Annotated in this window: 25 protein-coding genes; 21 read left to right on the top strand and 4 right to left on the bottom strand. The window is 63.8% G+C overall.

What is annotated here, in order from left to right; genetic code table 11:
• Positions 1 to 212: 212 nt before the first annotated feature.
• Positions 213 to 737: a 30S ribosomal protein S16 gene (gene rpsP / locus HMPREF3166_RS03540; protein WP_070487682.1), complete on the top strand. Its 525-nt coding sequence runs from the start codon at positions 213 to 215 to the stop codon at positions 735 to 737.
• Positions 738 to 768: 31 nt separating this feature from the next.
• Here the strand turns inward: rpsP and HMPREF3166_RS10380 are convergent, their stop codons facing one another.
• Positions 769 to 900 (bottom strand): hypothetical protein, encoded by a 132-nt coding sequence (locus HMPREF3166_RS10380; protein ID WP_256365734.1) that lies wholly within the window; start codon positions 898 to 900, stop codon positions 769 to 771.
• An 84-nt stretch (positions 901 to 984) separates the two neighbouring features.
• On the opposite strand from HMPREF3166_RS10380, the gene gdhA reads away from it, so the two are divergent.
• The 3 genes from gdhA to trmD are packed head-to-tail and all read left to right on the top strand — an operon-like array spanning position 985 to position 3,746.
• Positions 985 to 2,328, top strand: coding sequence for an NADP-specific glutamate dehydrogenase (gdhA, locus tag HMPREF3166_RS03535; RefSeq protein WP_035006082.1), 1,344 nt, complete (start codon positions 985 to 987; stop codon positions 2,326 to 2,328).
• A gap of 3 nt (positions 2,329 to 2,331) precedes the next feature.
• Complete coding sequence (rimM, locus tag HMPREF3166_RS03530; RefSeq protein WP_035006079.1) at positions 2,332 to 2,895, top strand: ribosome maturation factor RimM; 564 nt, start codon at positions 2,332 to 2,334, stop codon at positions 2,893 to 2,895.
• A gap of 2 nt (positions 2,896 to 2,897) precedes the next feature.
• On the top strand, positions 2,898 to 3,746 hold the full coding sequence (gene trmD / locus HMPREF3166_RS03525) for a tRNA (guanosine(37)-N1)-methyltransferase TrmD (RefSeq protein ID WP_035006077.1): 849 nt from the start codon (positions 2,898 to 2,900) through the stop codon (positions 3,744 to 3,746).
• Between the two features lie 3 nt (positions 3,747 to 3,749).
• Here trmD and betA read toward each other — a convergent pair whose 3' ends face one another.
• The gene (betA, locus tag HMPREF3166_RS03520; protein WP_035006074.1) at positions 3,750 to 5,534 is read right to left on the bottom strand and encodes a choline dehydrogenase; all 1,785 of its coding nucleotides are present in this window, start codon (positions 5,532 to 5,534) and stop codon (positions 3,750 to 3,752) included.
• A 244-nt stretch (positions 5,535 to 5,778) separates the two neighbouring features.
• Between betA and betT (HMPREF3166_RS03515) the strand changes: the two genes are divergently transcribed.
• From betT (HMPREF3166_RS03515) to HMPREF3166_RS03460, 12 genes are all read left to right on the top strand, one after another.
• Positions 5,779 to 7,980, top strand: a complete 2,202-nt coding sequence (gene betT, locus HMPREF3166_RS03515) for a choline BCCT transporter BetT (protein ID WP_083293801.1) — start codon at positions 5,779 to 5,781, stop codon at positions 7,978 to 7,980.
• Between the two features lie 66 nt (positions 7,981 to 8,046).
• Positions 8,047 to 9,618: an aldehyde dehydrogenase family protein gene (locus tag HMPREF3166_RS03510; RefSeq protein WP_070487680.1), complete on the top strand. Its 1,572-nt coding sequence runs from the start codon at positions 8,047 to 8,049 to the stop codon at positions 9,616 to 9,618.
• A 6-nt stretch (positions 9,619 to 9,624) separates the two neighbouring features.
• On the top strand, positions 9,625 to 11,802 hold the full coding sequence (betT, locus tag HMPREF3166_RS03505; RefSeq protein WP_034986360.1) for a choline BCCT transporter BetT: 2,178 nt from the start codon (positions 9,625 to 9,627) through the stop codon (positions 11,800 to 11,802).
• 19 nt (positions 11,803 to 11,821) lie between these two features.
• A complete protein-coding gene (locus tag HMPREF3166_RS03500; RefSeq protein WP_070487678.1) occupies positions 11,822 to 14,092 on the top strand; it encodes a Tex family protein in 2,271 nt (756 codons plus the stop codon).
• A gap of 113 nt (positions 14,093 to 14,205) precedes the next feature.
• Positions 14,206 to 14,547: a 50S ribosomal protein L19 gene (gene rplS / locus HMPREF3166_RS03495; protein WP_005295302.1), complete on the top strand. Its 342-nt coding sequence runs from the start codon at positions 14,206 to 14,208 to the stop codon at positions 14,545 to 14,547.
• A gap of 85 nt (positions 14,548 to 14,632) precedes the next feature.
• Positions 14,633 to 15,430: a signal peptidase I gene (gene lepB, locus HMPREF3166_RS03490; RefSeq protein WP_070487745.1), complete on the top strand. Its 798-nt coding sequence runs from the start codon at positions 14,633 to 14,635 to the stop codon at positions 15,428 to 15,430.
• On the top strand, positions 15,431 to 16,057 hold the full coding sequence (locus tag HMPREF3166_RS03485) for a ribonuclease HII (RefSeq protein WP_070487676.1): 627 nt from the start codon (positions 15,431 to 15,433) through the stop codon (positions 16,055 to 16,057). It abuts the gene before it with no gap.
• A gap of 4 nt (positions 16,058 to 16,061) precedes the next feature.
• A complete protein-coding gene (locus HMPREF3166_RS03480; protein WP_005295294.1) occupies positions 16,062 to 16,367 on the top strand; it encodes a DUF2469 domain-containing protein in 306 nt (101 codons plus the stop codon).
• Between the two features lie 171 nt (positions 16,368 to 16,538).
• The gene (locus HMPREF3166_RS03475; RefSeq protein WP_237746337.1) at positions 16,539 to 16,901 is read left to right on the top strand and encodes a YraN family protein; all 363 of its coding nucleotides are present in this window, start codon (positions 16,539 to 16,541) and stop codon (positions 16,899 to 16,901) included.
• A 3-nt stretch (positions 16,902 to 16,904) separates the two neighbouring features.
• Positions 16,905 to 18,446 carry a YifB family Mg chelatase-like AAA ATPase gene (locus HMPREF3166_RS03470; RefSeq protein ID WP_070487674.1) on the top strand — a complete coding sequence of 514 codons (1,542 nt, stop codon included), beginning with the start codon at positions 16,905 to 16,907 and terminating at the stop codon, positions 18,444 to 18,446.
• Positions 18,443 to 19,633, top strand: coding sequence for a DNA-processing protein DprA (dprA, locus tag HMPREF3166_RS03465; protein ID WP_070487672.1), 1,191 nt, complete (start codon positions 18,443 to 18,445; stop codon positions 19,631 to 19,633). Before HMPREF3166_RS03470 ends, dprA begins: the two co-directional genes overlap by 4 nt.
• Before the next feature lie 17 nt (positions 19,634 to 19,650).
• Positions 19,651 to 20,559 carry a tyrosine recombinase XerC gene (locus tag HMPREF3166_RS03460; protein WP_049050450.1) on the top strand — a complete coding sequence of 303 codons (909 nt, stop codon included), beginning with the start codon at positions 19,651 to 19,653 and terminating at the stop codon, positions 20,557 to 20,559.
• Here HMPREF3166_RS03460 and HMPREF3166_RS03455 read toward each other — a convergent pair.
• Entirely contained in the window at positions 20,534 to 20,953 is a 420-nt protein-coding gene (locus tag HMPREF3166_RS03455) for a M23 family metallopeptidase (RefSeq protein ID WP_237746336.1), read from the bottom strand. The two genes, HMPREF3166_RS03460 and HMPREF3166_RS03455, sit on opposite strands and share 26 nt — an antisense overlap.
• Positions 20,954 to 21,575: 622 nt before the next feature.
• Here HMPREF3166_RS03455 and rpsB point away from each other — a divergent pair.
• From rpsB to HMPREF3166_RS03430, 5 genes are all read left to right on the top strand, one after another.
• Complete coding sequence (rpsB, locus tag HMPREF3166_RS03450) at positions 21,576 to 22,397, top strand: 30S ribosomal protein S2 (RefSeq protein ID WP_070487667.1); 822 nt, start codon at positions 21,576 to 21,578, stop codon at positions 22,395 to 22,397.
• Between the two features lie 171 nt (positions 22,398 to 22,568).
• Positions 22,569 to 23,387 (top strand): translation elongation factor Ts, encoded by an 819-nt coding sequence (gene tsf / locus HMPREF3166_RS03445; protein ID WP_034986351.1) that lies wholly within the window; start codon positions 22,569 to 22,571, stop codon positions 23,385 to 23,387.
• 88 nt (positions 23,388 to 23,475) lie between these two features.
• Positions 23,476 to 24,258 carry a UMP kinase gene (gene pyrH, locus HMPREF3166_RS03440; RefSeq protein WP_049050452.1) on the top strand — a complete coding sequence of 261 codons (783 nt, stop codon included), beginning with the start codon at positions 23,476 to 23,478 and terminating at the stop codon, positions 24,256 to 24,258.
• Positions 24,259 to 24,320: 62 nt separating this feature from the next.
• On the top strand, positions 24,321 to 24,878 hold the full coding sequence (frr, locus tag HMPREF3166_RS03435) for a ribosome recycling factor (RefSeq protein WP_034986349.1): 558 nt from the start codon (positions 24,321 to 24,323) through the stop codon (positions 24,876 to 24,878).
• 43 nt (positions 24,879 to 24,921) lie between these two features.
• A complete protein-coding gene (locus tag HMPREF3166_RS03430) occupies positions 24,922 to 25,776 on the top strand; it encodes a phosphatidate cytidylyltransferase (protein ID WP_034986404.1) in 855 nt (284 codons plus the stop codon).
• Here HMPREF3166_RS03430 and HMPREF3166_RS03425 read toward each other — a convergent pair whose 3' ends face one another.
• A complete protein-coding gene (locus HMPREF3166_RS03425) occupies positions 25,777 to 26,178 on the bottom strand; it encodes a LapA family protein (RefSeq protein ID WP_035006052.1) in 402 nt (133 codons plus the stop codon). It lies immediately after the preceding gene.
• Positions 26,179 to 26,226 lie beyond the last annotated feature (48 nt).

Genomic DNA, 26,226 nt, shown 5'->3' with positions numbered 1-26,226 from the left:
TTTGGTTCCCGCGGGCACCAGCTACTACACTTATGCAGGTTGTCTGTGTAACACCGTCCCCGACCACGGTCGGCCGGTGGTCACGCGCAGCAAAAATACGAAGGGTTGAACCGGCTCCGGCCAGAAAAATTTTTTCAGCGGATTTTCCGCAGAAATTTTTCGCGGAGTGTCTGAACTGCCCAGTGACCAACTAGAAGAAAAGGAGCCATCACATGGCCGTCAAGATTAAGCTGCAGCGCCTGGGTAAGATCCGTACCCCGGAGTACCGCGTCGTCGTTCAGGATGCACGCACCAAGCGTTCCGGAAAGATCATCGAGAACCTGGGCATCTACCAGCCGACCCAGGAGCCTTCCCTGATCCAGATCGACTCTGAGCGCGCACAGTACTGGCTGGGCGTCGGCGCACAGCCGACCGAGCCGGTTCTGGCTCTGCTGAAGGTCACCGGCGACTGGCAGAAGTACAAGGGCATCGAGGGCGCTGAGGGCACCCTGAAGGTTGCCGAGGAGAAGAAGTCCAAGCTGGACCTGTTCAACGAGGCTCTGGCTGAGGCTGCCGATGGGCCGACCGCTGAGGCCATCACCGAGAAGAAGCGCAAGGCCAAGGAAGAGGCAGAGGCCAAGGCTGCTGCTGAGGCTGCCGCTGAGGAAGAGGCTGCTGCCAAGGCTGCTGAGGAAGCCGAGAAGGCTGAGGCTGACTCCGAGGGCGAGGCAGAGGCTGAGGCCGAGTCTGCAGAGTAAGGGGGCGGCGGTACGAACCGCCACCTGATTCCTAACCCCAGGTTGAGTAGTTGCTGCTCACCTGGGGTTTCTGTATTTGTAGGGTGGATTTCAAGTTGTCTTTCACGCTATCCGCTGCGGCGATTGCCCCCGGAACGCACCACTTGAATGTGTTGTCGGTCATGGGGAGTAGACTAAATGACTGTCATCACAGGTCGGCCGCATGCCGACCATTGGGTTTTCGCGAGAGGCAAAGAAGGCATCCTCAATGAACGTCGAAGAAACCGTCAGCGGTTATTACCAGCAGATCATTCAACGCAACGCCGGGGAGCCTGAGTTCCACCAGGCCGTTGCAGAGGTGCTGGACAGCTTGACGTACGTCCTGAAGAAGGACGAGCACTACGCAAATTATGCACTCATCGAGCGCATGTGTGAGCCGGAGCGGCAGGTCATCTTCCGCGTCCCATGGATCACGGATGAGGGCGAGGTGCGCGTGAACCGCGGTTTCCGCGTGCAGTTCAACTCCGTGCTCGGCCCCTACAAGGGCGGCCTGCGCTTCCACCCGTCGGTGAACCTGGGCATCATCAAGTTCCTCGGCTTCGAGCAGATCTTCAAGAACTCCCTAACCGGCCTGCCGATCGGCGGCGCAAAGGGTGGCTCGGACTTCGACCCGAAGGGCAAGTCGAACCGAGAGATCATGTCCTTCTGCCAGTCTTTCATGACGGAGCTGCACACCCACATCGGCGAGGAGGTCGACGTTCCCGCCGGTGACATCGGCGTGGGCGGTCGCGAAATCGGTTACCTGTTTGGCCAGTACCGCCGTATGACGAACCGCCACGAGTCCGGCGTGCTCACCGGCAAGGGCCTGACCTGGGGCGGCTCCCTGGTCCGCACCGAGGCCACTGGCTATGGCACCGTGTACTTCACTCAGGAAATGATGGGTGCCCACGACGATCGCTTTGACGGTGCCAAGGTCATCGTCTCCGGTTCCGGTAACGTCGCCATCTACGCTGCTCAAAAGGCCCAGGAGCTCGGGGCAACCGTCGTTGCCATGTCTGATTCCTCTGGCTATGTGTGCACCCCCGAAGGCGTGGACATCGAACTTCTGAAGGACATCAAGGAGGTGCGCCGCGCCCGCCTGTCCGACTACGCCAAGGAGACCGACGGCGTGACCTACCACGAGGGCGGCAACATCTGGGAGGTTGAGGCCGACGTGGCTCTGCCGTGCGCCACCCAGAACGAGCTGGACGGCGAGGCGGCCATCATGCTCGCCGACAATGGCTGCCGCTACGTCGCCGAGGGCGCCAACATGCCGTGTACCCCGGAGGCCATCGAGGTCTTCCGCAAGCGCAAGATCTTCTTCGCCCCGGGCAAGGCCGCCAACGCCGGTGGTGTGGCTACCTCTGCGCTGGAGATGCAGCAGAACGCCTCCCGCGATTCCTGGACCTTCGACTACACCGATAGGCGCCTGCGCGACATCATGCGTGGAATCTTCAAGCGTTGCGATAGGACGGCTCGCGAGTACGACCGGGAAGACGATTACGTTCTCGGCGCCAACATCGCCGGCTTCCGCAAGGTAGCCGATGCAATGCTGGCACAGGGTGTTATCTAGCCTATGGAGTTGCAGATCGGCCGGGTGATCAAGCCCCACGGCGTGCGGGGAGAGGTGGTCGTCGATCCCACGACGGACACCCCCGAACAGCGCTTCGCCACCGGCGAGGTTCTGAAAGGTAAGCAGGCGGGCAAGGAGCTGTCCTTGACCGTCCGTTCCTTCCGCCCGCACCAGGGGCGCCTGCTGGTCACCTTCGAGGAGGTCGCCGACCGCACGGCCGCCGAGTCCCTGCGCGGCGTGCGCTTCTTCGCTGCCCCCGTGCACGATGAGGACGACGACGGTTTCTACGACCACGAACTCGAGGGCCTCACCGCCTACCTCCTCGCCCCCGGCACGGATCTGGAGGGCGACGAGATCCAGCTCGGCGATCTGGTAGGGGAGGTCGTCGCCGTTGAGCACACTCCGGCCGGGCAGTTGCTCGTTATTCTTATTGACGCCGAGTCCCAGCTGCCGACCGCCGGCAAGGAAGTGCTCGTACCCTTCCGTCACCAGATTGTCCCGGTGGTGGACCTGGAGGAGGAGATCCTCGTACTCACCCCGCCCGAGGGGCTTTTGGAGCTGAGCTAGTTTTGCGCCTAGACGTAGTAACGATCTTCCCCGAATATTTAGAGCCGCTGCGCCACGCGCTCCTAGGCAAGGCCATTGAGCAGGGCATCCTAAGCGTTGGCGTGCATAATCTGCGCGCCTGGACCAGTGACGTCCACCAGTCGGTGGATTCCACCCCGTGCGGCGGTGGCCCTGGCATGGTGATGAAGCCCGAGGTCTGGGGACCGGCTCTCGATGACGTCGCGGCGGGCACCGGCCCGGCGGCCACGGTCAGCGACCTGGAGAGCTCCGCGGAGCACAAGCGCAACCTGCTGCCAGCCACAAGCGACAGCGATGCTGAGCGTTTAGGTGAGGAAGCGGGTGGCGTCACAAAACCGCTGCTTATTGTCCCCACACCCGCAGGAAAACCGTTCACCCAAGACATGGCAGAACGGTGGAGCACCGAAGAACACGTCGTGTTTGCCTGCGGCCGCTACGAAGGTATCGACCAGCGAGTGGTGGAGGACGCACAGAACCGCTACCGCGTGGAAGAAGTCAGCATTGGCGACTATGTGCTGATCGGCGGGGAAGTCGCAGTGCTGGTCATGGCCGAGGCGATGGTGCGGCTGATCCCCGGCGTGCTGGGCAACCAGGCCAGCCACCAGGAGGATTCCTTCCAGGACGGGCTGCTGGAAGGCCCCAGCTACACGCGCCCCCGGCAGTGGCGCGGGCTGGACGTGCCGGACGTGCTGTTTAGCGGCAACCACGCGAAGATTGCGCAGTGGCGGCGCGAACAATCCCTCGCCCGAACCAAAAAAATACGCCCGGATCTGCTGGATAACGTGGAGCTATCCAAGGCAGATCGGGCGTATCTGGACGGGCTGGAGCCCTAAACCCTAGTGGTCAGCGCCCGGGATGGCGTTGACGTGATCGCGGGGCTCTTCGCCCTCTGCGTACAGCGGCATGTCCTGCTTAGCGTGGTAGAAGGGGATGTCGATCGGATCCAGGGGCTTGTCGCCCTTGATCAGGTCGGCGGCCTTCTCCGCCAGCATGATGACCGGGGCGTAGATGTTGCCGTTGGTGATGATCGGCATGACCGAAGCGTCGGCGATGTACAGGCCCTCAACGCCGTGGACCTGCATGGTCTCCGGGTCGACAACGGCCATCTCGTCGTCCGCCGGGCCCATCTTGGCGGTGCAGGACGGGTGCAGAGCGGTCTCTGCGTCGTTGCGTACCCACTCCAGGATCTCTTCGTCGGTCTCCACGGCAGAGCCGGGGGAGATCTCGCCGTCGGTGAACTCCTTCATCGCCGGGGTATCCAGCAGCTTGCGGGAGGTGCGCACGGCCTCGACCCACTCGCGGCGGTCCTGGTCGGTGGCCAGGTAGTTGAACAGGATCTCCGGCTTGTCCTTCGGGTCGTTCGACTTGATGTGCACGTGGCCCTTGGTGTCGGAGTACATCGGGCCGACGTGGAACTGGAAGCCGTGCTCGCCCTCCGGCTGGGAACCGTCGTAGCGGATCGCCATCGGCAGGAAGTGGAACATCAGGTTCGGGTAGTCCTCGTTCTCGTTGGAACGGGCGAAGCCGCCGGCCTCGAAGTGAGAGGACGCAACCGGACCGCGGCGGGTCAGCAGCCACTGCAGACCGATGAACGGGCGGTTGATCATCTTGTAGTACGGCTGGGAGCTCACCGGCTGGGTGCAGTTGTACTGCACGTAGACCTCGAGGTGGTCCTGCAGGTTGTTGCCCACACCGGGCAGGTGCTTCTTGACCTCGACGCCAGCCTTTTCCAGCACCTCGCGGTCACCAATGCCGGACAGTTCCAGCAGCTGCGGGGTGTTGAAGGCGCCGCCACAGAGGATGACCTTGTCGGCGAAGACGCGGTGGGTCTGGCCCTTCCACTGGTACTCCACGCCCACGGCCTTGCCGTTTTCAACGATGACCTGCGTGGTGTAGGCGCGGGTGCGCACGTCCAGATTCTTGCGGTCCATGACCGGGTGCAGGTAGGCGCGGGCGGCGGACAGGCGCTTGCCGCCCAGGATGTTGCGGTCGAAGGGGGCGAAGCCCTCCTGGCGGTAGCCGTTGACGTCGTTGGTGAGGTTGTAGCCGGCCTGCTGGACGGACTTGAAGAAGGCCTGGAACAGTGGGCTGGTGGCCGGGCCGCGGGTCAGCTTCAGCGGACCGTTGTGGCCGCGGCGCGGGTCGTTAGCGTCGGCGCCCAGGGCGGTTTCCATCTTGTTGAAGTAGGGCAGGACGTGGCTCCAACCCCAGTTGGACATGCCAGGTAGCTTGCCCCACTTCTCGTAGTCCATTGGGTTGCCGCGCTGGAAGATCATGCCGTTGATGGAGGAGGAGCCACCCAGCACCTTGCCGCGGGCGTGGTAGATACGACGGCCGTTCATCTCCGGTTCCGGCTCGGATTCGTACTGCCAGTCGTAGTGCTTGTCGCCGATGGGGAAGGAAAACGCCGCCGGCATGTGGATGAACAGATCCCACAGGGAGTCCGGGCGGCCGGCCTCCAGGACCATGACGTCCTTGGCGGAGTCTTCGGAGAGTCGGTTGGCCAATACGGAACCTGCGGAACCGCCGCCGACGATGACGATATCCCGACGACGGTCTTCGACTACCTGGCCTTTGGTGTCGTTCTTCTTTCCTGGAATCAGCTTGTCGATGAAGCTCATCTATTCACTCGCCTCCTAGTTAAATGACTGAACGTTTACTAGTATGCCATTTTCTTTTTTAATTCGCTAGATAGCAGGTAAAAGGCATGATTAAACCACCTCACTAGTGAGGCAGTAATTAACACCTATGTGAGGGGGAATGCTGGCAAATTAGAATGACCTGTGTACTCTAGGAAATTGTATTTCTGAGAAAATGAACTCCCTTTGGCGAGGAAGCGATCGAGGAGAACAAGAGGAGAACTACATGACAAATGCCGAAAACGACCATCAGCCGCAGGCGGCCGAAAGCGCCTCCCGGCGCATCGGGAGCAGGAAAAACAGCTCTGCTCCACGAGTGATCGTCGGCTCTTTTGATGTTAACGACCGTGATAGCTATTCGCCGGGTGAAGTAACGGACCCCAAGACCAACTGGCCTGTCTTCATCGTCTCGGCACTCGGCATCCTGGCCGTCGCCCTCTACGCTTTCTTCGGACGTGAGCAGGCCAAGGACACCCTGGGCACCGTCACCGGCTGGATCTCCACGAACCTCGGCTGGTTCTACATCGTCACCGCCACGGTCGCTGTGATCTTCGTCCTGGTGGTTGCATTCTCGAAGTCGGGCAACATTCGCCTGGGGCCGGACCACTCCCGTCCGCAGTTCCGCCTCTTCTCCTGGTCGGCGATGCTCTTCGCCGCCGGCATCGGCGTGGATCTGATGTTCTTCGCCGTCGCGGAGCCGGTGACTCAATACATGGCACCGCCAGTAGGGGATGGGCAGACCCGCGAAGCCGCCGAGCAGGCTGTCGTCTGGGCACTGTTCCACTACGGTGTGACCGGCTGGGCCCTGTATGCCCTGATGGGCATGGCCTTCGGCTACTACGCCTACCGCCTGAACATGCCGCTGGCCATCCGCAGCGCCTTGTACCCGCTGATCGGTAAGCGCATCCACGGCCCGATCGGCGGCGCGGTGGACATCGCGGCCGTCCTGGGCACCGTTTTCGGCATCGCGGCTTCGCTGGGCATCGGCGTGGTGCAGCTGACCTACGGCCTGCACCTCATCTTCGGCTGGGATCAGGGCGTGGCCGTCCAATCCGGCCTGATCATCTTCGCCGTCGGCATCGCCACCCTGTCCGCCATCTCCGGCGTGGACAAGGGTATTAAGCGCCTGAGTGAGATCAACGTGTTGCTGGCCATCGGGCTGGTCCTCTACGTCACCGTCACGGGCCAGACTGCCTTCCTTCTTGACGCCCTCGTGATGAACATCGGCGACTATGTGTCCTCCTTCCCGGGCATGACGATGGACACGTTTGCCTTCTCTGAGGACCCGGAGGCCACCAAGGCATGGATGGGCGCGTGGACGCTGTTCTTCTGGGCCTGGTGGGTAGCCTGGGCGCCCTTCGTCGGCCTGTTCCTGGCCCGCATTTCCCGCGGCCGCACCCTGCGCCAATTCGTCGTCGGCGTACTGACCATCCCGTTCCTGTTCATCCTGCTGTGGATGAGCCTGTTCGGAAACACCGCCCTGAAGCGCGTTGTCGGTGGCGACATGGATTTCGCCAACAACACCATGGAAACTCCGGAGCAGGGCTTCTACGCACTGCTGCAGGACATGAACGGCGGCGCGGTGCTGATCGTCCTGTGCACCATGATTGGCCTGCTTCTGTACATCACCTCCGCCGACTCCGGTGCGCTGGTGACCGCCAACTTCACCTCCAAGATCGAGGATTCCCGCCAGGACGGTGCCAAGTGGTCCCGCATCTTCTGGGCCGTGCTGGTCGGCTTGCTGACGCTGGTCATGCTGCAAGTTAACGGCGTCGAAACAGTGCAGCTGGCAACCATCGTGATGGGTCTGCCGTTCACGATCGTGATCTACCTCATCATGTTCGGACTGTGGCGCTCCCTGCGCCTGGAGAGCTACGCCACGGAGGCCCGCAGTATCTCCCTGCACAGCGCCATGTCCGGCCGCTCCGGTGCCGGTGGGGACAAGCAGTCCTGGCGCAAGCGCCTGTCTCGAGCATCCACCTGGCCGAGCCAGGCCAAGGCGAACGAGTACCTCACTAACGTGGCGCAGCCTGCGCTGGAGGCCGTCGCACGCGAGCTGAAGGACGAGGGCATCGACACTACGCTGGTGGCTGCCGACGTGCCGAACCTGCCGGTAAACCAGTTGGACCTCACCATCCACCTGGGTGAAGAGCAAGACTTCCGCTACCAGATCTACCCCTTGGAGCACCCGGTGCCGAGCTTCACCCGCAGCACCAGTAATGGGGAGAACTACTACCGTCTCGAGGTCTTCGATAACACCGGTTCGCTGGGCTACGACATCTACGGCTACACCACGGAGCAGCTGATCGATAACGTCCTGGACCTCTACGAGCGCCACCTGGAGTTCCTGCACATGCAGCGCGATCTTCCGGGCACCTCCGACATGTCCGACGGCGCGGATCCCGTGCGCACCTGGACCGAAGACTAAAAGCTGGACCAACTGGACCGACCAACTGGACCAAAAGGTCAAATACAGAAAGCGAGAATCACAACCATGAACGCTGTACTGTTCGACCCCACCACCTGCGAACTGCTGGCCGGGGTGCACAAGAAAGAGGGCGCTCCCGCCTCGCTGTTCATCAACGGCGAGTGGGTAGCAGCCGAAAAGGGCGAGACCCGCACGATCACCAACCCCGCCGATAACTCCACCGTGGGCTTGGTGTCCGAGGCCTCCGACGAGGACACGAACAAGGCCATCGCCGCTGCCCGTGCCTCCTTCGACTCCGGCGTGTGGGCCGACGTGCCCGCCGCCGAGCGCGGCAAGCTCCTGCTACAGGTCGCCGACAAGATCCGCGAGAACAAGGATGCCTTCGCCCGCGCCGAGTCCGCCGACACGGGCAAGCGCCTGGCCGAGTCCGAGATCGACATGGACGACATCGCCAACTCCTTCGAGTACTTCGGCACTCTCGCCCAGCACCAGGCCGGTCGCGTCGTGGACCCGGGCGATGCAAATGTTCGCTCTCGTATTGACGCCGAACCGGTAGGCGTATGCGGCCTGATTACCCCGTGGAACTACCCGCTGCTGCAGGTGGCCTGGAAGGTCGCCCCGGCCCTGGCCGCCGGCAACTCCTTTGTGCTGAAGCAGGCGGAGCTCACTCCGCACACCGCCATGATGCTGATGACGGTTCTAGACCAGCTGGGTCTGCCGGCCGGCGTGGCTAACCTGATCACCGGCGCGGGCGCCAACTGCGGCAACCCGCTGTCGCAGAGCCCGGATGTGGATATGGTCAGCTTCACCGGTGGCCTGGTCACCGGCAAGCTGATCGCGCGCAACGCGGCGGAGACCGTCAAGCGCGTGGCCCTCGAGCTGGGTGGCAAGAATCCGAACGTTATCTTCGCCGACGCGGACTTCGACGCTGCGGTGGATAACGCACTGAACGGCGCGTTCGTCCACTCCGGCCAGGTCTGCTCTGCGGGCTCCCGCATCGTGGTGGAGGAGTCCATCCACGACCAGTTCGTCGAGGCTCTGGTGGCCAAGGCCGAGAAGATCAAGGTCGGCGGCCCGCTGGACGAGGCCGCCGAGACCGGCGCGCTGATCTCCGCGGATCACCGCGACAAGGTTGCGGCCTACGTCGACCGCGCCCGCGAGCAAGGTGCGAAGATCCTCTGCGGCGGCCGCATCCCGACGGCCGAGGACAACCAGGGCTCTCACGCCACGGGCAACACGGACCTGACCCAGGGCGTGTTCTACCTGCCGACGATCATCGATGGCTGCACGCAAGAGATGGACTGCGTGCACGACGAGGCCTTCGGTCCGGTCGTGACCGTCGAATCCTTCACCACCGAGGACGAGGCCGTGGCCATTGCCAACGACACCGAGTACGGCCTCGCCGGTGCCGTGTGGACCACTGACGCGGGAAAGGCGGAAAGGGCCGCACGTAAGCTGCGTCACGGTACTATCTGGATTAATGACTTCCACCCCTACCTGCCGCAGGCGGAGTGGGGCGGAATGAAGCAGTCCGGCAACGGCCGCGAGCTCGGTCCCACCGGACTGGCCGAGTACCAGGAGCACAAGCACGTCTACACCAACATCGCGCCAGCGGTGACGGGGTGGTTTAAGGAATAGGAAAAGTTGGCGGACAAGAAGCGATCCAGACTGTCAGCTGGCCCTCGGGCCATCGTCGGTACGTACTCTGCGGGGGCGGACCGTTCACGCAGTGGGGAGCCTCCCAAGGCCAACTGGCCCGTGGTGGCGGTCACGATGGTCATCACTTTGCTGGTCGCTATCTGGGCCGCCGTCGCCAGCGATAACTTCGATTCCGTCGTCGGGGGAATCACCGGGTGGCTGACAGAGAGCCTGGGTTGGCTCTACATCGCCACCGTCGCCATTGCGCTGATCTTCATGATCTGGATCGCCCTGTCCAAGGCGGGCGCTATCCGCTTGGGTCCCGACCACTCCAAGCCCCAGTACAGCCTTTTCTCCTGGTCGGCAATGCTCTTCGCCGCCGGTATCGGCATCGGCGTGATGTTCTACTCCGTGGCCGAGCCGCTGGCGCAGTATTCCACCCCGCCGGTGGGCGAGGGGATGACGGAGCAGGCCTACAACGAGGCCATCGCCTGGACTCTATTCCACTGGGGCGTGTCCGGCTGGGCGCTGTACGCGCTGATGGGCCTGGCCTTTGGCTACTACGCCTACCGCCTGAACATGCCCCTGGCCATCCGCAGCGCCCTGTACCCGTTGATCGGCAAGCGGGTGAACGGGCCGATCGGCGACGCGGTCGATATCGCCGCCCTGCTCGGCACGATCTTCGGCGTGGCGGCCTCCCTGGGTATCGGCGTGGTGCAGCTGAACTTCGGTCTGAACATGGTGTTCGGCCTGCCCGAGGGCCGTGGCATGCAAATCGCTCTGGTGGCGCTGGCAGTGGGCGTCGCAGCGATCTCCGCAGTATCCGGTGTGGACAAGGGCATTAAGCGCCTCAGTGAGGCGAACGTCTACCTCGCCACCGCACTACTGCTGTTCGTCCTGTTCACCGGCCGCACTGGCTGGCTGCTGAACTCCGTGGTGAAGAACATGGGCGACTACCTCGCCTGGCTGCCGCGCTGGACCTTCGAGACTTTCTCTTACTCCCAGGACCCGGCAGCCACCGCGGATTGGATGGCTAACTGGACCCTGTTCTTCTGGGCCTGGTGGGTGGCCTGGGCGCCGTTCGTAGGTCTGTTCCTGGCGCGTATTTCCCGTGGCCGCACCTTCCGTCAATTCGTCATCGGTACCCTGTGCGTCCCCTTCCTCTTCGTCGCGCTGTGGGCCTCCATCCTGGGCAACACTGCGCTGGATCGTGCGGTCAACAACAAGGATCACGACTTCCTGCAGACCGCCGTGGACTCCCCGGAGCGTGGCTTCTACACCCTGCTCGATGGACTGCCCGGCGGCACGATCGTGGTGTTTATCGCCATCCTCGTGGGTCTGCTGTTCTTCGTGACCTCCGCGGACTCCGGCGCGCTGGTTATGGCGAAGTTCTCCTCCATCTCGCAGGACCCACAGCAGGACGGCGCGCCGTGGATGCGCCTGATGTGGTCGGGTGCCGTCGCCGTGCTGACGATCGCCATGCTGCAAGTTGGCGGCATCGCCACGCTGCAGATGGCCACGCTGATCATGGGCTTGCCGTTCATGGTGGTGGTGTACCTGATCATGGTGGGCTTGATGCGCTCGATACGCATGGAGACCGCCCAGGTGGATTCCCGTGCCATCGCTCTGCACTCCGCGATTTCCGGGCGCACTCTGCCCTCTGGCAACGACCTGGACTGGGAGAACCGCCTCGATCGCACTTCTACCTGGCCGTCGGAGCAGACCGCGCACCGGTATGTGGTGCAGATCGCCAAGCCCGCCCTCGAATCGGTCGCTACGGCGCTGCGGGCTAGGGATTATGACGCCACGTTGTTGGTCGCCGACAGTAAGGACACCAAGGTTCCCCAGTTGGACCTGTCCGTGATTTTCGGGGAGGACCCGGTCTTCCGCTATCAGCTCTACCCGGTCATCTCCACCACCCCGGAGTTCGCGGTCCGCGAGGGCGCGTCGGACAAACTCGACAACGGCAAGAACTACGTCCGCCTCGAGGTCTTCGGCATGAACGGCTCCCTGGGCTTCGACGTGTTCGGCTACACCCGCGCGCAGCTGATCAATAACGTGCTGGATCTTTTCGATCGCCACCTGGAGTACCTGCACATGCAGCAGGGCTTTAGCGGCGAGCGCGATCTGACGGAGTTCACCAGCGATGCGCCCGAGTGGGGCGAGGACTTCGGCAAGCAGTAGCCCCTCTAGAATGTGGGGAATGACCGATAGCATCGCTAGCATCATTGCCCACGAGCTCGGGGTGGATCAGCCCCGCGTTCAGGCCACCATCGACCTGCTGGATGGCGGGGCGACCGTGCCGTTTATCGCCCGCTACCGCAAGGAAGTCACCGGCGGCATGGACGATAGCCAGCTGCGCCAGCTCGAGCAGCGCCTCGACTACCTACGCGAGCTCGCCGCCCGCAAGGAGACCATCCTCAAGAGCATCGAAGAGCAGGGCAAGCTCACCGACGAGCTGCGTGAAAAGATCCTGGCCGTGGACACGAAGGCCCGCCTCGAGGATCTGTACCTGCCGTTTAAGAAGTCCCGCCGCACCAAGGCCGCCATCGCGCGCGAGGCCGGCTTGGGCGAGCTGGTTGAGAAGCTGCTCGCCGGAGGCAGTCCCGATCTGGCAGCGGACTACGTCCAGGAGGGTTTTGCTGACGCCACCTCGGTGATGGCCGGCGCCAGGGCCATTGTGGTCGAGGACATTTCCACCGACCCGGATTTGGTGGGGGAGATCCGCGAGGAGTACTTCAAGCGCGGCCGTGCCGAATCCGCCGTGATTGAGGGCAAGGAGGAAGAAGGCCAGAAGTACCGCGACTACTTCGAGTTCGACGAACCCTTCGGGGATCTGCCGAGCCACCGCGTGCTAGCACTGCTGCGCGGGGAGAATGAGGGCGTGCTGCGGGTGAGCTTTGCGCCGGGGGAGGACGACGAGTTCTACCAGGGCATCATTGCCGATCGCACCGGGCTGCAGGCTCAGGGTGATCCGGCCGATAAGTTCCGCGCCGAATGCGTGCGCTTCGGCTGGCGCACCAAGCTGGCGGTCAGCTCCGCGGTGGATGTGCGTATGCGTCTGAAGGAGAAGGCCGACGAGGCCGCCGTGGGCGTGTTCTCGAAGAACCTGAAGGATCTCCTGCTGGCGGCCCCCGCGGGCCACCGGGCGACCCTGGGCATGGACCCGGGCTACCGCAACGGCGTGAAGTGCGCCGTGGTGGACGGCACCGGCAAGGTGTTGGACACGGTCGTCGTCTACCCGCACTCGGGCCAGTGGGATAAGGCCCGCACGATCCTCAGCGCGCTGGTGAACAAGCACGGCGTGGAGCTACTGGCAGTGGGCAACGGCACCGCCAGCCGCGAGACCGAGAAGCTGGCAAAGGAGATCGCCGGGCTGGCGGAGGGCACTAAGCCCCAAACCGTCGTCATCTCCGAGGCAGGTGCGTCGGTCTACTCTGCCTCCGAGGTGGCCGCCCAGGAGTTCCCGGACATGGACGTCTCGCTGCGCGGAGCCGTTTCCATTGCCCGCCGCCTGCAGGATCCGCTGGCGGAGCTGGTGAAGATCGACCCGAAATCCATCGGCGTGGGGCAGTACCAGCACGACGTCAACCAGGCGCTGCTGGCCGCCGGGCTGGACACTGTGGTGGAGGATGCAGTGAACTCCGTCGGCGTGGACGTGAACCTGGCCAGTGCGCCGCTGCTCAACCGCGTGGCGGGCATTACCCCGACCCTGGCGGAAAACATCGTGGCCTACCGTGATGAGAACGGCGCTTTCATGTCCCGCAAGGAGCTGCTGAAGGTGCCGCGCCTGGGGCCGAAGGCGTTCGAGCAGGCTGCGGGCTTCCTGCGCATCAACGGAGCTGCCGACCCGCTGGACGGCTCAGCTGTACACCCCGAGGCCTACTCGCTGGTGCGCCGCATCGTGGACGCGACCGGCGTGGAGGTTGCGCAGCTCGTAGGCAACTCCGCCGTGCTGGGCAAGCTGCGTGCGGGGGACTTCGCCGACGAGAAGTTCGGCATCCCCACCGTCACGGACGTGCTGGCGGAGCTGGACAAGCCGGGGCGCGACCCGCGCCCGACGTTTAAGACCGCCACGCTCGCCGAGGGGATCGAGACCATCAAGGACCTCAAGCCGGGCATGGTGCTAGAGGGCACGGTCACTAACGTTGCGGCCTTCGGAGCCTTCGTGGACATCGGCGTGCACCAGGATGGCCTGGTTCACGTCTCCGCCATGAGCGAGCAATTCGTAAAGGATCCGCACGACGTGGTCAGCTCTGGCGAGGTGGTGAAGGTGCGTGTCGTTGACGTGGACGTTCCGCGCAACCGCATTGGCCTTTCCCTGCGCCTGCAGGACGAACCCAAGGCCCCTACAGCCAACGGCAAGTCCAAGCCGAAGAAGGGGGCGCGGAGGAAGCCTAACCCGCGCAATCAGGCCCCGCAGGGCAGCATGGCCGCCGCGCTGAAGAACGCGGGATTTGGACAAAGCCGCTAGTCGGTGTCATACTACTCAAGTTAATTTCTGTTGTGGGTACGAACCCGTAGGCGCGCACGTCACGCGAAAAGCCGCGAGGATCCTCTATCCAGACGAGCAAAAGGATTTCATCCATGCACATTCTTGATAAGGTTGACGCAGCTCAGCTGCGCGACGACATTCCCGAGTTCCGCGCCGGCGATACCCTGGACGTTCACGTCAAGGTTATCGAGGGCTCCAAGTCCCGTCTGCAGGTTTTCCGTGGTGTTGTGATCCGCCGCCAGAACTCCGGCATCCGCGAGACCTTCACCATCCGCAAGGTTTCCTTCGGCATCGGTGTGGAGCGTACCTTCCCGGTTCACTCCCCGAACATCGACCGCATCGACGTCCTGTCCCGCGGTAAGGTTCGCCGTGCGAAGCTGTACTACCTGCGCGAGCGTCGCGGCAAGGCAGCCCGCATCAAGGAGCGCATCTAGTACTTACCCCCTAAGTGCTATCAACCCAGTCACACTTTCGTGGCTGGGTTTTTTGCTGTTCGCCCCACTGGTATCCTCGTTCTTTGTGACTCATCGACAGGAACCCAACGACCCTAACGTGCCCGATGAGGCTGCAGCGCAGCCGGAGCAGGGGGCGTCACCAAAAAAGAAGAAGGAGAAGAAGACCTACCCTTGGTGGGTCGAGATGCCGATCATCATCCTGGTGACGATGCTGGTGCTGGGCGCTTTCAATAACTTTGTGGGCCGCATGTACCTGATTCCTTCCGAGTCTATGGAGCCGACGCTGCACGGCTGCGTGGGCTGCACACCCGACCGCATCTTCGTGAACAAGTTGGCCTACCGCGGCGACAAGATGCCCGACCCGGGCGATGTCGTCGTTTTCGTCGGAACTGAGTCTTGGAACGAGGAATACACCTCCCGCCGCAGCTCCAACGACGTGGTGCGCGGGCTGCAGAACCTTGGCGCCACTATCGGCATCGTCGCGCCGGACGAAAACACCCTGGTCAAGCGCGTGATCGCCACCGGTGGGCAGACCGTGCAGTGCCAGGAGGGCGACCCGGGCATCATGGTCAACGGCAAGAAGGTCGACGATTCCTACACGATGAACCCACCGGCGAACCCGATCGACCCGACCACGGGCTCCAAGGAGTGCCAGGGCGACTACTTCGGACCTGTCACCGTGCCGGACGACGCTGTCTGGGTGATGGGCGACAATCGCACCAACTCGCTGGACTCCCGCGCGCACATGGGCGACGAGCACCAGGGCACCATCCCGGTGGAGAACATCGTCGGCGAGGTCGAGTCCATCCTGCTGCCGTTCAGCCGCATTGGTGGCGTGGACGCCCTGCCCATCCAGGGCTAGATGGAACGCGAGCTAGAGGCCGCGGGGCTGGGGCCTGTCGCGGGAGTGGACGAGGCCGGGCGCGGCGCGTGCTGCGGGCCGATCTCGATTGCGGCGTGCATCCTGCCTGCCGACCTGGACGAGGCCGGGCTGGACCGCCTGACCGACTCGAAGAAGCTCACGGAGAAGACCCGCGAACGGCTGTATGACGTCATCCGCGACGTCGCCGTTTCCTACTCGATCATTCACATCAGCGCCGAAGATATCGACCGCTTCGGCATCCAGCACGCGAACGTCTCGGGCATGCGGCGTGCCGTGGCCGCTTTGGAGGTGCAGCCCGGATACGTGCTGACGGATGCGGTGAAGGTCCCCGGCCTGCCCATGCCGCACCTGCCCGTGGTGAAGGGCGACCAGATGGCCAAGTGCATTAGCGCGGCAAGTGTGCTGGCAAAGGTTTCCAGGGATCGAGTGTTGCGAACGCTCGACGAGGAGTTCCCGGGGTATGGTTTGGCTAGTCACAAGGGCTATGGCACCAAGGCGCACATGACTGCGGTGAGCCTACATGGTGGCACCCCTTATCACCGTTACAGTTACAAGAACGTGGCCGCTGCGCACCAGCAGTGGCTTAAAGGGAAGGATCGAGGGTAAGTCCGTGAGCGCTGAGGAACTAGACGACTACGAGGCAAACGTCGAGCTGTCGATGTACCGCGAGTACCGCGACGTGGTCAGCCAGTTTTCCTACGTTGTGGAGACCGAGCGCCGCTTTTACCTGGCCAACGCCGTCGAGTTGATCCCGCGCAACTCCGGCGGGGAGGTCTACTACGAAGTTCGCATGTCTGATGCCTGGGTGTGGGACATGTACCGCCCCGCCCGCTTCGTCCGCTACGTGCGCGTAATCACCTACAAGGACGTAAACATCGAGGAGCTCGACAAGCCCGAGCTGCAGCTGCCCGACTGACCTGCACCTTTCCTCTTATTCACAGCCCAGGGGTTATCCACAGCCCCCTGGGCTTTTGTTGTCTCTGTTTCTTTTTATGACGCCACCCCACGGGGATGATGCCCCACACTTGTGAACCAGGTGCCGGGCGTGAAGGACCGGTGCCGGATCACGAAAAGGGGAGGGCGACTAGTGACGGCGGCGAACAAGCGAGCAGTGGGAAACCTGGGGGAGGACCTGGCGGCTGAGTATCTGCAGCGGGCGGGGTATGAGGTGCTGGACCGCAACTTCTATACCCGCTATGGGGAGCTGGACTTGGTGGCGCGGACGCCCGAGGACGACCTGGCTTTCATCGAGGTAAAGTATCGCGCCTCGGACTCCGACGGGGGCGGAGTGGCGGCGGTGGGGCCGCGGAAGCTCAGGCGGATTCGCACGCTGGCCGGGCTATGGCTGGAACAGAACCGCGAGGGGGTGCAGTTTTCCGGGGGACTGCGCGTGGACGTGATCGACGTCGGACCGGACGGGGTGCGCGAGCACGTCGAGGGGGTGTGGTGATCGATGGCCGTGGGGCATGCGCAGTCGATAGCGCTGGAGGGGACCAGGCGGACCGTGATCACCGTCGAGTGCGACGTGAGCAGGGGGCTGCCCGGAATATCAATCGTGGGCATGGGGGATACCGCGGTGGTGCAGGCGAAGGACCGCATCCGGTCGGCGCTCAAGAACTCCGGCGTGGGGTGGCCGGGGTCGCGGACCGTGATGAGCCTATCGCCCGCTGGGCTGCCGAAGCAGGGGGCGGGCTACGACCTGGCGATGGTGTGCGCGATGCTTTCCGCGGTGGCGGACGACGCGCTGGGGGCAGGGCGACTAGCCCAGACGATCCTGGTGGGGGAGCTGGGGTTGGACGGGCAAATCCGCCCGGTGCAGGGAGTGTTCGCGCTGGTGTTGGCCGCGGCAATGGAGGGCTTTTCCACTGTCGTGGTGCCCGTGGGAAACGAAAGCGAGGCAGCCGAGGCTGCGCAGGCAGCGGCAGCGAGCGATGGGGGTGTGAGTGTGCTGGTGGCCCCGAACCTGGGTACGGTCATCGACTGGCTGCGCGGGGGAGAGCTGCGAGAGGCGTGCCCGAGGGAGTACGTCCCGCCCCGCCCAGTGGGGGACCTGGCGGAGGTCGTGGGCCAGCCCGCCGCCCGTCGGGCGGTGGAGGTGGCCGCGGCCGGGGGACACAACCTGATGCTGACGGGGCCGCCGGGCAGCGGCAAATCAATGCTGGCCGAACGCCTGCCGGGGATACTCCCGCCCATGACCGATACCGAGCGGGTGGAGGCCGCGAGCGTGCACTCCCTGGCGGGGGTGAAGGGGAGCCTGCCGGAGGTGCTCGCGGGGCAGCGGCCGTTCATCGCCCCGCACCACAACGTGACCCCGGCTGCACTCATCGGCGGCGGGCGCGTTCCCGTGCCCGGGGCCGTGAGCCTGGCCCACCACGGAGTGCTGTTTATCGACGAGGTCAGCGAGGCGCGCCGGGATAGCCTGGAGTGCCTGCGCGTACCCATGGAGCTGCGCCGCGTGGAGCTCATGCGGGCGAATCGGATCTCCAGCTTCCCCGCCGACTTTCAACTGGTGATGGCCGCCAACCCCTGCCCGTGTGGCGCGGAGCTGCCGATTGACTGCACGTGCCCATCGGGGGCGCGGCTGCGGTATCAGGCGAAGCTATCCGGCCCGCTGCGCGACCGGGTGGATGTGTTCGCCACCACCACGGGCAGGCCGCAGATTGAAGCGCTTAGCAGTCCGGGGGAGACTAGCGCCGCCGTGGCCGAAAGGGTGGCCGAGGCCAGGGACCGCGCCCGCCGGCGGTGGGGTACCGCCAGCAACGCGCTGGTGCCCGGAAAAATTTTGCGGCAGGTAGGCGTGGACGATTCCGGCGCCGTGCTGCTGGAGGACATGCTGCGCACCGGCACGATCACGCAGCGGGGAGTGGACCGAACCATCCGTGTCGCCTGGACTCTCGCGGATCTCGACCGGGCATCCGCCCCGCACCTGGGGCACATCAGCGACGCGGTGGAATTCTTCGGAGCGGATAGGGAATTGGCGGAGGTACAGCGATGACGACCCAGGAAAATTTTTTGGAGTGGGTCTACGTGCGCCGGGTCATAGAGGCATCGCGCCTCGACGTGTTGGACATGCTGTGGCCCAACGGTTGGGAGCAGCTCGGCCCCGCGGACGTGCGATCCGTAGCAGAAGCCCTGGCGCGCCGGGGAGGGAAGCTGCCGGGCGCGCTGGCGGACTCGACCTCGCAGCGCTACGAGCAGGACCCCACCCGCGACGCGGAGCTGGCCATCGCCCGCGGCTGGCGGTTGGTCACCCCGGAGGACGACGAGTGGCCGAGCGAACTGACCGCCAGTTTCGTCCGCATGGCCGAATCGGGTGCGGATCACGATTCCTCCGTCCGCGGCCAGGCGGCCGCACCTTTCGCCCTGTGGGTACGCGGAGACACGCGGCTGGATGCGTTGGTGCGCCGCTCGGTTACGGTCGTGGGCACCCGTGCCGCCACACGTTACGGCGAGCAGGTTACCCGGTCCTTCGCAGGAGACCTGGCGGACGCGGGCTTTAGCCTGATCTCCGGGGGTGCGATCGGCATCGATGCTATCGCCCACCGCGCGGCCCTCGATTCCAAGATGCCCACGATTGTGGTCATGGCCTGCGGGCTCGACGTCTCCTACCCCAAGGCGCATGGGGATCTGTTTGAGCAGATAGTCGCCGCCGGCGGAATGCTTATCAGCGAGTATCCACCGGGCACTCCGCCGGCCCGCCATCGCTTCCTCACCCGCAACCGCCTGGCGGCGGCGCTCGGACAGGCGACCCTGGTGGTGGAGGCCCCGCAGCGCAGCGGAGCCCTCAACACCCTGAACTGGGCTGAGGCCTTCGTGAAGCCTACCTTTGCCGTCCCCGGCCCCGTGACCTCCCACGCCTCCCTTGGGTGCCTCGATCGCATTCGCACCGCCCGCGCCACGCTGGCCGTCAGCGCCCGTGACTTGATCGAGGAGCTCACCCCTCTCGGCGAGCAGATGGCGCTGGGGCTGGGCCAAGAGGATCGCTCGTTCCTACCTAGCTGGGAGCACCTCGCCATTATTGACGCCGCAGCCTTGCCGAGCGGCAAAGGCCCCGAAGGCAGACTGCCGCAACTGGTGGAAGCCACCGGTTTGCCCGCCCGCACGGTGATCCGCTGCTTGCGAGACCTGGAGGCCATGGGCAGGCTCCGGAGGGAGGCGGATCGCTGGATTAGGGTCGAGTGACCGGCTAGATTGGTCACATGAGTAACTCTCGTCCCACTGGCACCACGGCGCCGCTGTGGTCTGCGCTGGACGACTACGAACAGCACCTGCGCCACGTGGTCGGGCGCTCCGAGAACACGATCCGCGCCTACCGACGGGATCTCGACAGCGCGCTGGAAGGCTTAGAGCGCATCGAGGAGTTCGACCTGGACCGCGCCCGCGACGTGCTGGGCTGGGCGGTGGATAACGGCGCCAGCCGGGCCAGCCTCTCCCGGCTGGCCTCGAGCATGCGCGGCTTCGGAGCCTTTCTTGCCCACCGCGGCTTCGTGCAGGCCAACCCGGTCGCCGCACTGAAGGCTCCGAAGCCGCAGCGCACGCTGCCGCGCGTGCTGCGCGCCGATCAGGCCACCGACATGCTCAACGGCCTGCAGCCCGAGGCCGATGCATCCACGCCCAGCGCCATCCGCGACTGGGCCATGGTTGAGTTGCTGTACGCCACCGGCATCCGCGTTTCCGAGCTGACCGGCTGCGATGTGGACGACGTGGACTTTTCCAACCGCCTCCTCCGCGTGACGGGTAAGGGTAGCAAGACCCGCGTGGTCCCCTTTGGGGCCACCGTGGTGACGGCCCTGGAGAAATGGCTCGAGGTGCGAGGCGACATGGCCAAGGGAACCCCGGCTCTTTTCGTGGGCGTGCGCGGCAAGCGCATCGATCCCCGCCAGGTGCGCACCGTGGTGAATCGCGTAACCCAGGCTGGCCCCGGCCCGCGCCTGTCTCCCCACGGGCTGCGGCACTCCGCGGCCACAGCGATCCTGGAGGGTGGGGCGGACCTCCGCGTGGTGCAGGAGCTCCTTGGCCACTCGAACATGTCCACCACGCAGATCTATACCCACGTCGGCACCGAGCGCCTGAAGGCCGTCTTTAACCAGGCACATCCCAGAGCCTGACCCGCACGGAACCGAGAAGCGTCATCGGGTCGATGTACACCCGCCCCTTGCCTTCGAATCGCGCGCCCCAGGATAGCCCCGGCGATTTCCGGGCATGCTCAGGCAAGTTGGCGACATCCGCCAGCACGCCGATGACCTCGCCTCGGCGCACCTTTTGACCGGCGCGCACGCGTGCCATGACGGGCTCATAGGTGGTGCGGATACCGTCCGCGTGGCTGATGGAGACAACCGGCGTGCCAGCGACGACTCCTGCAAAGGCGACGGTGCCACCCCGGCTGGCTAAGATCGCCTCACCGGGAGAGGCCTGCAGGTCCACGCCCCGGTGACCCGGTTCCCACACGGCATCGGGAATGTCCGCAGCGCGGATTACCTGCGCATCCTTGGCAGTTGGCAACCTATGGGAGCGGACTATGCGGGGCGCATCGGGTTGGGAACTTGCAGTTGGCAAGGGAGCAGGCGGGGTGCCAACCCAGAGGAGAACCAGCGCAAGCGTTAAGGAAATGGTGCGGTATAGCCGTGGGGTCATGGCTACAGATGATGCGTGGGGGCGTCACCAAAAAGAAAGGGCGAACCGGCGAGGCTGTGGATAACTAAAAGTTGTCCACAGAAACGGCACAACGCGCGGCGATAGGACTTGTTTTGGCAGCGTGAGTGGGGGTAGGGTAGCAAGCGCAGTATGTCCGGATCCGTCTGTCGCACTTTCTTGATACACACAAGTTCTAAGGGAGTGCACTCGGTTTCGCGAAGACCGAGAGGCGGAGTAAGGCGACTGACTACGCGTAGATATTCGCACCCCACCTAATGGCTCACCAGCACGGTCCCGATAGAAGAAGCGGGCGAACATGGCGAGCCACAGCTACACCGGGGACTATCTGCCAGGATGGTGCATAAGCCACGCACGTACAGTGAGTGTCGAGTGCATCGTGAAGAAAACCGTCAAACCCTAAACTTTGAAAGCGAGGAAGGGGCGGCGCCGACCACGCGGTTGGCTAGAAGAAATACGCCCCTGTAACACCATGGCTGTTGTTACTATGCGCGAGCTGCTGGACGCTGGTGTCCACTTCGGTCACCAGACCCGCCGTTGGAACCCGAAGATGAAGCGCTTCATCTTCACCGACCGCAACGGCATCTACATCATCGACCTGCAGCAGACCCTGACCTACATCGACGAGGCATACGAGTTCGTCAAGGAGACCGTCGCCCACGGCGGCAACATCCTGTACGTCGGTACCAAGAAGCAGGCCCAGGAAGCAGTTGCCAACGAGGCAGAGCGCGTGGGCATGCCCTACGTCAACCACCGCTGGCTCGGCGGCATGCTGACCAACTTCCAGACCGTTGCTAAGCGTCTGCACCGCCTCAAGGAGCTGCAGGCAATGGACGCAGCTGAGGACGGCTACAAGGGCCGCACCAAGAAGGAAGTTCTGATGCTGGCCCGCGAGCGCAACAAGCTGGAGCGCGTCCTCGGCGGCATCGCGGACATGACCAAGACCCCGTCCGCTCTGTGGATCGTCGACACCAACAAGGAGCACATCGCTGTCTCCGAGGCACAGAAGCTGAACATCCCGGTTGTCGCAATCCTGGACACCAACTGCGACCCGGATGTTGTCGACTACCCGATCCCGGGCAACGACGACGCTATCCGCTCCGCAAACCTGCTGACCAGTATCATCTCCTCCGCAGTCGAGGCTGGCCGCCAGGCCCGCGCCGAGCGCCAGGAGGCTGCAGCCAAGGAAGCTGCCGGCGACGCTGACAAGGCACCGGCTGAGGCTGAGAAGACCGAGGCCCCCGCCGAAGAGGCTCAGGCTGAGGCAAAGGCCGAGGGCAACACCGAGGCATAAGCTGCTTTAGAGCTAGCGATTTAGCGCCCACCCCCGTATGGGACACAGTTTCAGACCCGTGTCCGACGGGCGTGGGCGTTACTTGTAACCTAGGCTGGAAAACAGGACTGAATTTAGAAACTGTTATTTCAGCCACTATGAACACTTCCACCAGAAGGAGGATCGCCCCACATGGCGAACTACACCGCTGCAGACGTTAAGAAGCTCCGCGAGATCACCGGCGCCGGCATGATGGACTGCAAGAAGGCCCTGGAAGAAGCCGCTGGCGACTTCGACAAGGCCATCGAGATCCTGCGCATCAAGGGCGCCAAGGACGTTGGCAAGCGCGCAGAGCGCTCCGCCTCCGAGGGCCTGATCGCCGTTTCCGGTAACACCATGATCGAGGTCAACGCTGAGACTGACTTCGTGGCCAAGAACTCCGAGTTCATCGAGTTCGCCGACAAGGTCGCAGCCGCTGCAGCCGAGGTTAAGGCTAACTCCCGCGAGGAGCTCGAGGCAGTCGAGGTTGACGGCCAGAAGGCTGTCGACGCTCTGCAGCAGCTGTCCGCAAAGATCGGCGAGAAGCTGGAGCTGAAGCGCGCCACCACCATCGAGGGCGACAAGGTCGCTGTCTACATGCACCACCGCTCCGCTGACCTGCCGCCGGCAGTTGGCGTGCTGGTTGCCTACGAAGGCGACGACGAGGGCGCAGCAAAGGCAGCCGCTATGCAGGTTGCCGCTCTGAAGGCTAAGTACCTGAGCAGCGACGAGGTCCCGGCTGAGACCGTTGCTAAGGAGCGCGAGATCGCCGAGGCTACCGCACGCGAGGAAGGCAAGCCGGAGAAGGCTCTGCCGAACATCATCGAGGGTCGCCTGAAGGGCTACTTCAAGGACGTTTGCCTGCTGGACCAGCCGTCCGTCACCGAGTCCAAGAAGTCTGTTAAGCAGGTTATGGACGAGGCCGGCGTGACCCTGAAGGGCTTCAAGCGCTTCGAGGTTGGCCAGGCATAGCCACGTACCGCTAGGCATAAAGCCTTGTAACTTTGGCCTCGGCCCGTAAGGGTGCCGAGGCCTTTTTCCATGTCTTGGGTGGGGTAGTATGGCCAGCAGTGCAAAACACGTCGACAAAGGAGATTCCCCGGTGACTACAGCCGAAAACCGCGAAGGCTACAAGCGCGTTATGTTGAAGCTGGGGGGTGAGATGTTCGGCGGCGGCAAGGTCGGCATCGACCCCGACGTCGTGCAGAACGTGGCGCGACAGATCGCGGAGGTTTCCAAGTCCGGTGTGGAAGTCGCCGTGGTCATCGGCGGCGGCAACTTCTTCCGCGGGGCAGAGCTGCAGCAGCGCGGCCTGGACCGCTCCCGCTCCGACTACATGGGCATGCTCGGCACGGTCATGAACTGCCTGGCCCTGCAGGATTTCCTCGAGCAGGAGGGCGTGGACTGCCGCGTGCAGACCGCCATCCAGATGACGCAGGTTGCAGAGCCCTACCTGCCGCTGCGCGCCTCCCGCCACCTGGAGAAGGGGCGTGTCGTTATCTTCGGCGCGGGCATGGGCATGCCGTACTTCTCCACCGACACCACCGCCGCCCAGCGCGCCCTGGAGATCGGCTGCGAGGTGCTACTGATGGCCAAGGCCGTCGACGGCGTGTACAGCGACGATCCGCGCACCAACCCAGATGCGGAGCTCTTCCACGAGATCACCCCGTGGGAGGTCATCGAGAAGGGGCTCAAGGTCGCCGACGCCACCGCGTTCTCCCTATGCATGGACAACAAGATGCCGATCCTGGTGTTCAACCTGCTCACCGAGGGCAATATCGCCCGCGCGATCAACGGCGAGCGCATCGGCACCCTGGTCGACGGCAACGTCGGTGCCCGCTAAAGAGCCAACATAACCCGATCCCTAAACCCATATCCCCACCGTAAGCTGGTAAATTTCTAATCATGATTGACGATATTCTGCTTGAGTCCGAAGAGCGTATGACTAGCTCCGTGGAGCACGCCCGAGAGGATCTGACGACCATCCGCACCGGTCGCGCCAACCCCTCCATGTTCAACGGCGTTGTCGCCGAGTACTACGGCGTTCCCACTCCGATCACCCAGATGGCCACCATCAGTGTTCCGGAGCCCCGCATGCTGCTGATCAAGCCTTACGAGCAGTCCACCATGGATGCGATCGAGAACGCTATCCGCAACTCCGACCTGGGCGTCAACCCCACCAACGACGGTCAGGTGCTGCGCGTCACGATCCCGCAGCTCACCGAGGAGCGCCGCAAGGAAATGGTCAAGATGGCCAAGGCCAAGGGCGAGGACGCGAAGATCGCCATCCGCAACATCCGCCGCAAGGGCATGGAGCAGCTGGGCAAGATCCAGAAGGACGGCGAGGCCGGCGAGGACGAAGTTCGCGCAGCTGAGAAGGATCTGGAGAAGATCACCCACAACTACGTCGAGCAGGTTGATTCCCTGGTCGAGGCCAAGGAGAAGGAACTGCTCGAGGTTTAACTCGAGCGCCTGCTAGCCCCCGCGCACGAAAGGCCGATTTCTCATCGTTGCTCGCCCGAAACCCAAGAATGGTCCCGGCCGGGATCTGAAACAGGCCATCGCCGTCGGCGTATTTCTGGGCGCCATCGCCATCGCGGGGCTCTTCACACCTTTCGCGTGGTATCCGCTGGTGGCCTTGGCCTTGTCGCTGGCGGTTTATGAAGTCTGGCGCCGGCTCTACGAGGGCGGCTATGTGCTGAACCTGCCCGTCCTCTTCTTAGGCGCGCAGGTGATCGTGTGGCTTTCGTGGCCTTTCGGGCCGACGGGCGCGCTGGCGGGTTTCGTCATCAGCGTGTTGTTGCTGATGGTGACGCGCCTATTCCACCACGGCCGTTCCTCGCCTCCGCATAACTATCTGCGGGATACGGCGGTCGGCGTTTTTGTACTGACGTGGATCCCCCTGTTTGGCAGCTTCGCGGCCATGTTGTCGCGTATGGAGCGCGATCACGTCGACGGCTGGGCCTTCATCGTCACGTTCATGCTGTGTGTTGTGGGCTCCGACGTGGGCGGTTACATCGCCGGCGTGCTTTTCGGCACGCACCCGATGGCACCCGCTGTCAGTCCCAAGAAGTCCTGGGAGGGCTTCGTCGGCTCGCTGATCCTATCCACCGCCATCGGTGTGGCCTGCGTGACCTTGCTGCTTTCCGGCCCGTTCTGGGTCGGTCTGCTGCTGGGGCCCGGCCTGGCCTGCTGCGCCACCCTCGGCGACCTGGTGGAGTCGCAGTTCAAGCGCGATCTCGGGATCAAGGACATGTCCGGCATGCTGCCGGGCCACGGTGGCCTGATGGATCGCCTGGACGGCATGTTGCCGTCGGCGATGATCACCTGGGTTGTGCTAAATATGCTCAGCGGCGTCTAGCTATTCCGTAACCTGCTTGCGCAGCTGCACGATGCGTACTCCGCCGACCAGTGCCATGATCAGCGCACCGACAATCGCGGCGATCAGCATGCCTACGCCGATCGGGAAGGTCATCGTCCAGCCCAGCAGCTGGAGCTCGGCGGATTCCTGGTTCTGGAGGATAAACACCAGCAACAGGATCAGCAGCAGCACGCCGACGATGAGCGCCACCCACGTCGTTCCCGCCAGGGTCTTCTTCACCTCGCGCTGCTCGCTGTTCTTTTTTGGTGACGCCGGAATCTGCGCCGGCGTTCCAGCCGGAGGGTTAGTGTGCGTTGTCGGCGGGTGCGAGGGAGTGTTAGCCGATTGCTTGTTAGTCGGCTGCGGTACGGACTTCCGGTTGTTGTCGCTCATACCTACTATTCAACGGCATAACGTGGCTGGGTTCAGATTTTTGCAATGTGAGGGTTA

The sequence above is a fragment of the Corynebacterium sp. HMSC08A12 genome (assembly GCF_001807485.1).
GTDB classification, from domain to species: Bacteria; Actinomycetota; Actinomycetes; order Mycobacteriales; family Mycobacteriaceae; genus Corynebacterium; species Corynebacterium evansiae.
The sequence above is the reverse complement of the archived record's forward strand: the minus strand, read 5'-3'. Positions and strand labels throughout refer to the sequence as shown.

Bases quoted from the DNA above. Each gene is read 5' to 3' on its own strand.
- rpsP (WP_070487682.1), top strand. From the start codon at position 213: ATGGCCGTCAAGATTAAGCTGCAGCGCCTGGGTAAGATCCGTACCCCG.
- HMPREF3166_RS10380 (WP_256365734.1), bottom strand. From the start codon at position 900: ATGACCGACAACACATTCAAGTGGTGCGTTCCGGGGGCAATCGCCGCA.
- gdhA (WP_035006082.1), top strand. From the start codon at position 985: ATGAACGTCGAAGAAACCGTCAGCGGTTATTACCAGCAGATCATTCAA.
- rimM (WP_035006079.1), top strand. From the start codon at position 2,332: ATGGAGTTGCAGATCGGCCGGGTGATCAAGCCCCACGGCGTGCGGGGA.
- betA (WP_035006074.1), bottom strand. From the start codon at position 5,534: ATGAGCTTCATCGACAAGCTGATTCCAGGAAAGAAGAACGACACCAAA.
- betT (WP_083293801.1), top strand. From the start codon at position 5,779: ATGACAAATGCCGAAAACGACCATCAGCCGCAGGCGGCCGAAAGCGCC.
- HMPREF3166_RS03510 (WP_070487680.1), top strand. From the start codon at position 8,047: ATGAACGCTGTACTGTTCGACCCCACCACCTGCGAACTGCTGGCCGGG.
- HMPREF3166_RS03500 (WP_070487678.1), top strand. From the start codon at position 11,822: ATGACCGATAGCATCGCTAGCATCATTGCCCACGAGCTCGGGGTGGAT.
- rplS (WP_005295302.1), top strand. From the start codon at position 14,206: ATGCACATTCTTGATAAGGTTGACGCAGCTCAGCTGCGCGACGACATT.
- HMPREF3166_RS03485 (WP_070487676.1), top strand. From the start codon at position 15,431: ATGGAACGCGAGCTAGAGGCCGCGGGGCTGGGGCCTGTCGCGGGAGTG.
- HMPREF3166_RS03470 (WP_070487674.1), top strand. From the start codon at position 16,905: ATGGCCGTGGGGCATGCGCAGTCGATAGCGCTGGAGGGGACCAGGCGG.
- dprA (WP_070487672.1), top strand. From the start codon at position 18,443: ATGACGACCCAGGAAAATTTTTTGGAGTGGGTCTACGTGCGCCGGGTC.
- HMPREF3166_RS03460 (WP_049050450.1), top strand. From the start codon at position 19,651: ATGAGTAACTCTCGTCCCACTGGCACCACGGCGCCGCTGTGGTCTGCG.
- rpsB (WP_070487667.1), top strand. From the start codon at position 21,576: ATGGCTGTTGTTACTATGCGCGAGCTGCTGGACGCTGGTGTCCACTTC.
- tsf (WP_034986351.1), top strand. From the start codon at position 22,569: ATGGCGAACTACACCGCTGCAGACGTTAAGAAGCTCCGCGAGATCACC.
- pyrH (WP_049050452.1), top strand. From the start codon at position 23,476: ATGGCCAGCAGTGCAAAACACGTCGACAAAGGAGATTCCCCGGTGACT.
- frr (WP_034986349.1), top strand. From the start codon at position 24,321: ATGATTGACGATATTCTGCTTGAGTCCGAAGAGCGTATGACTAGCTCC.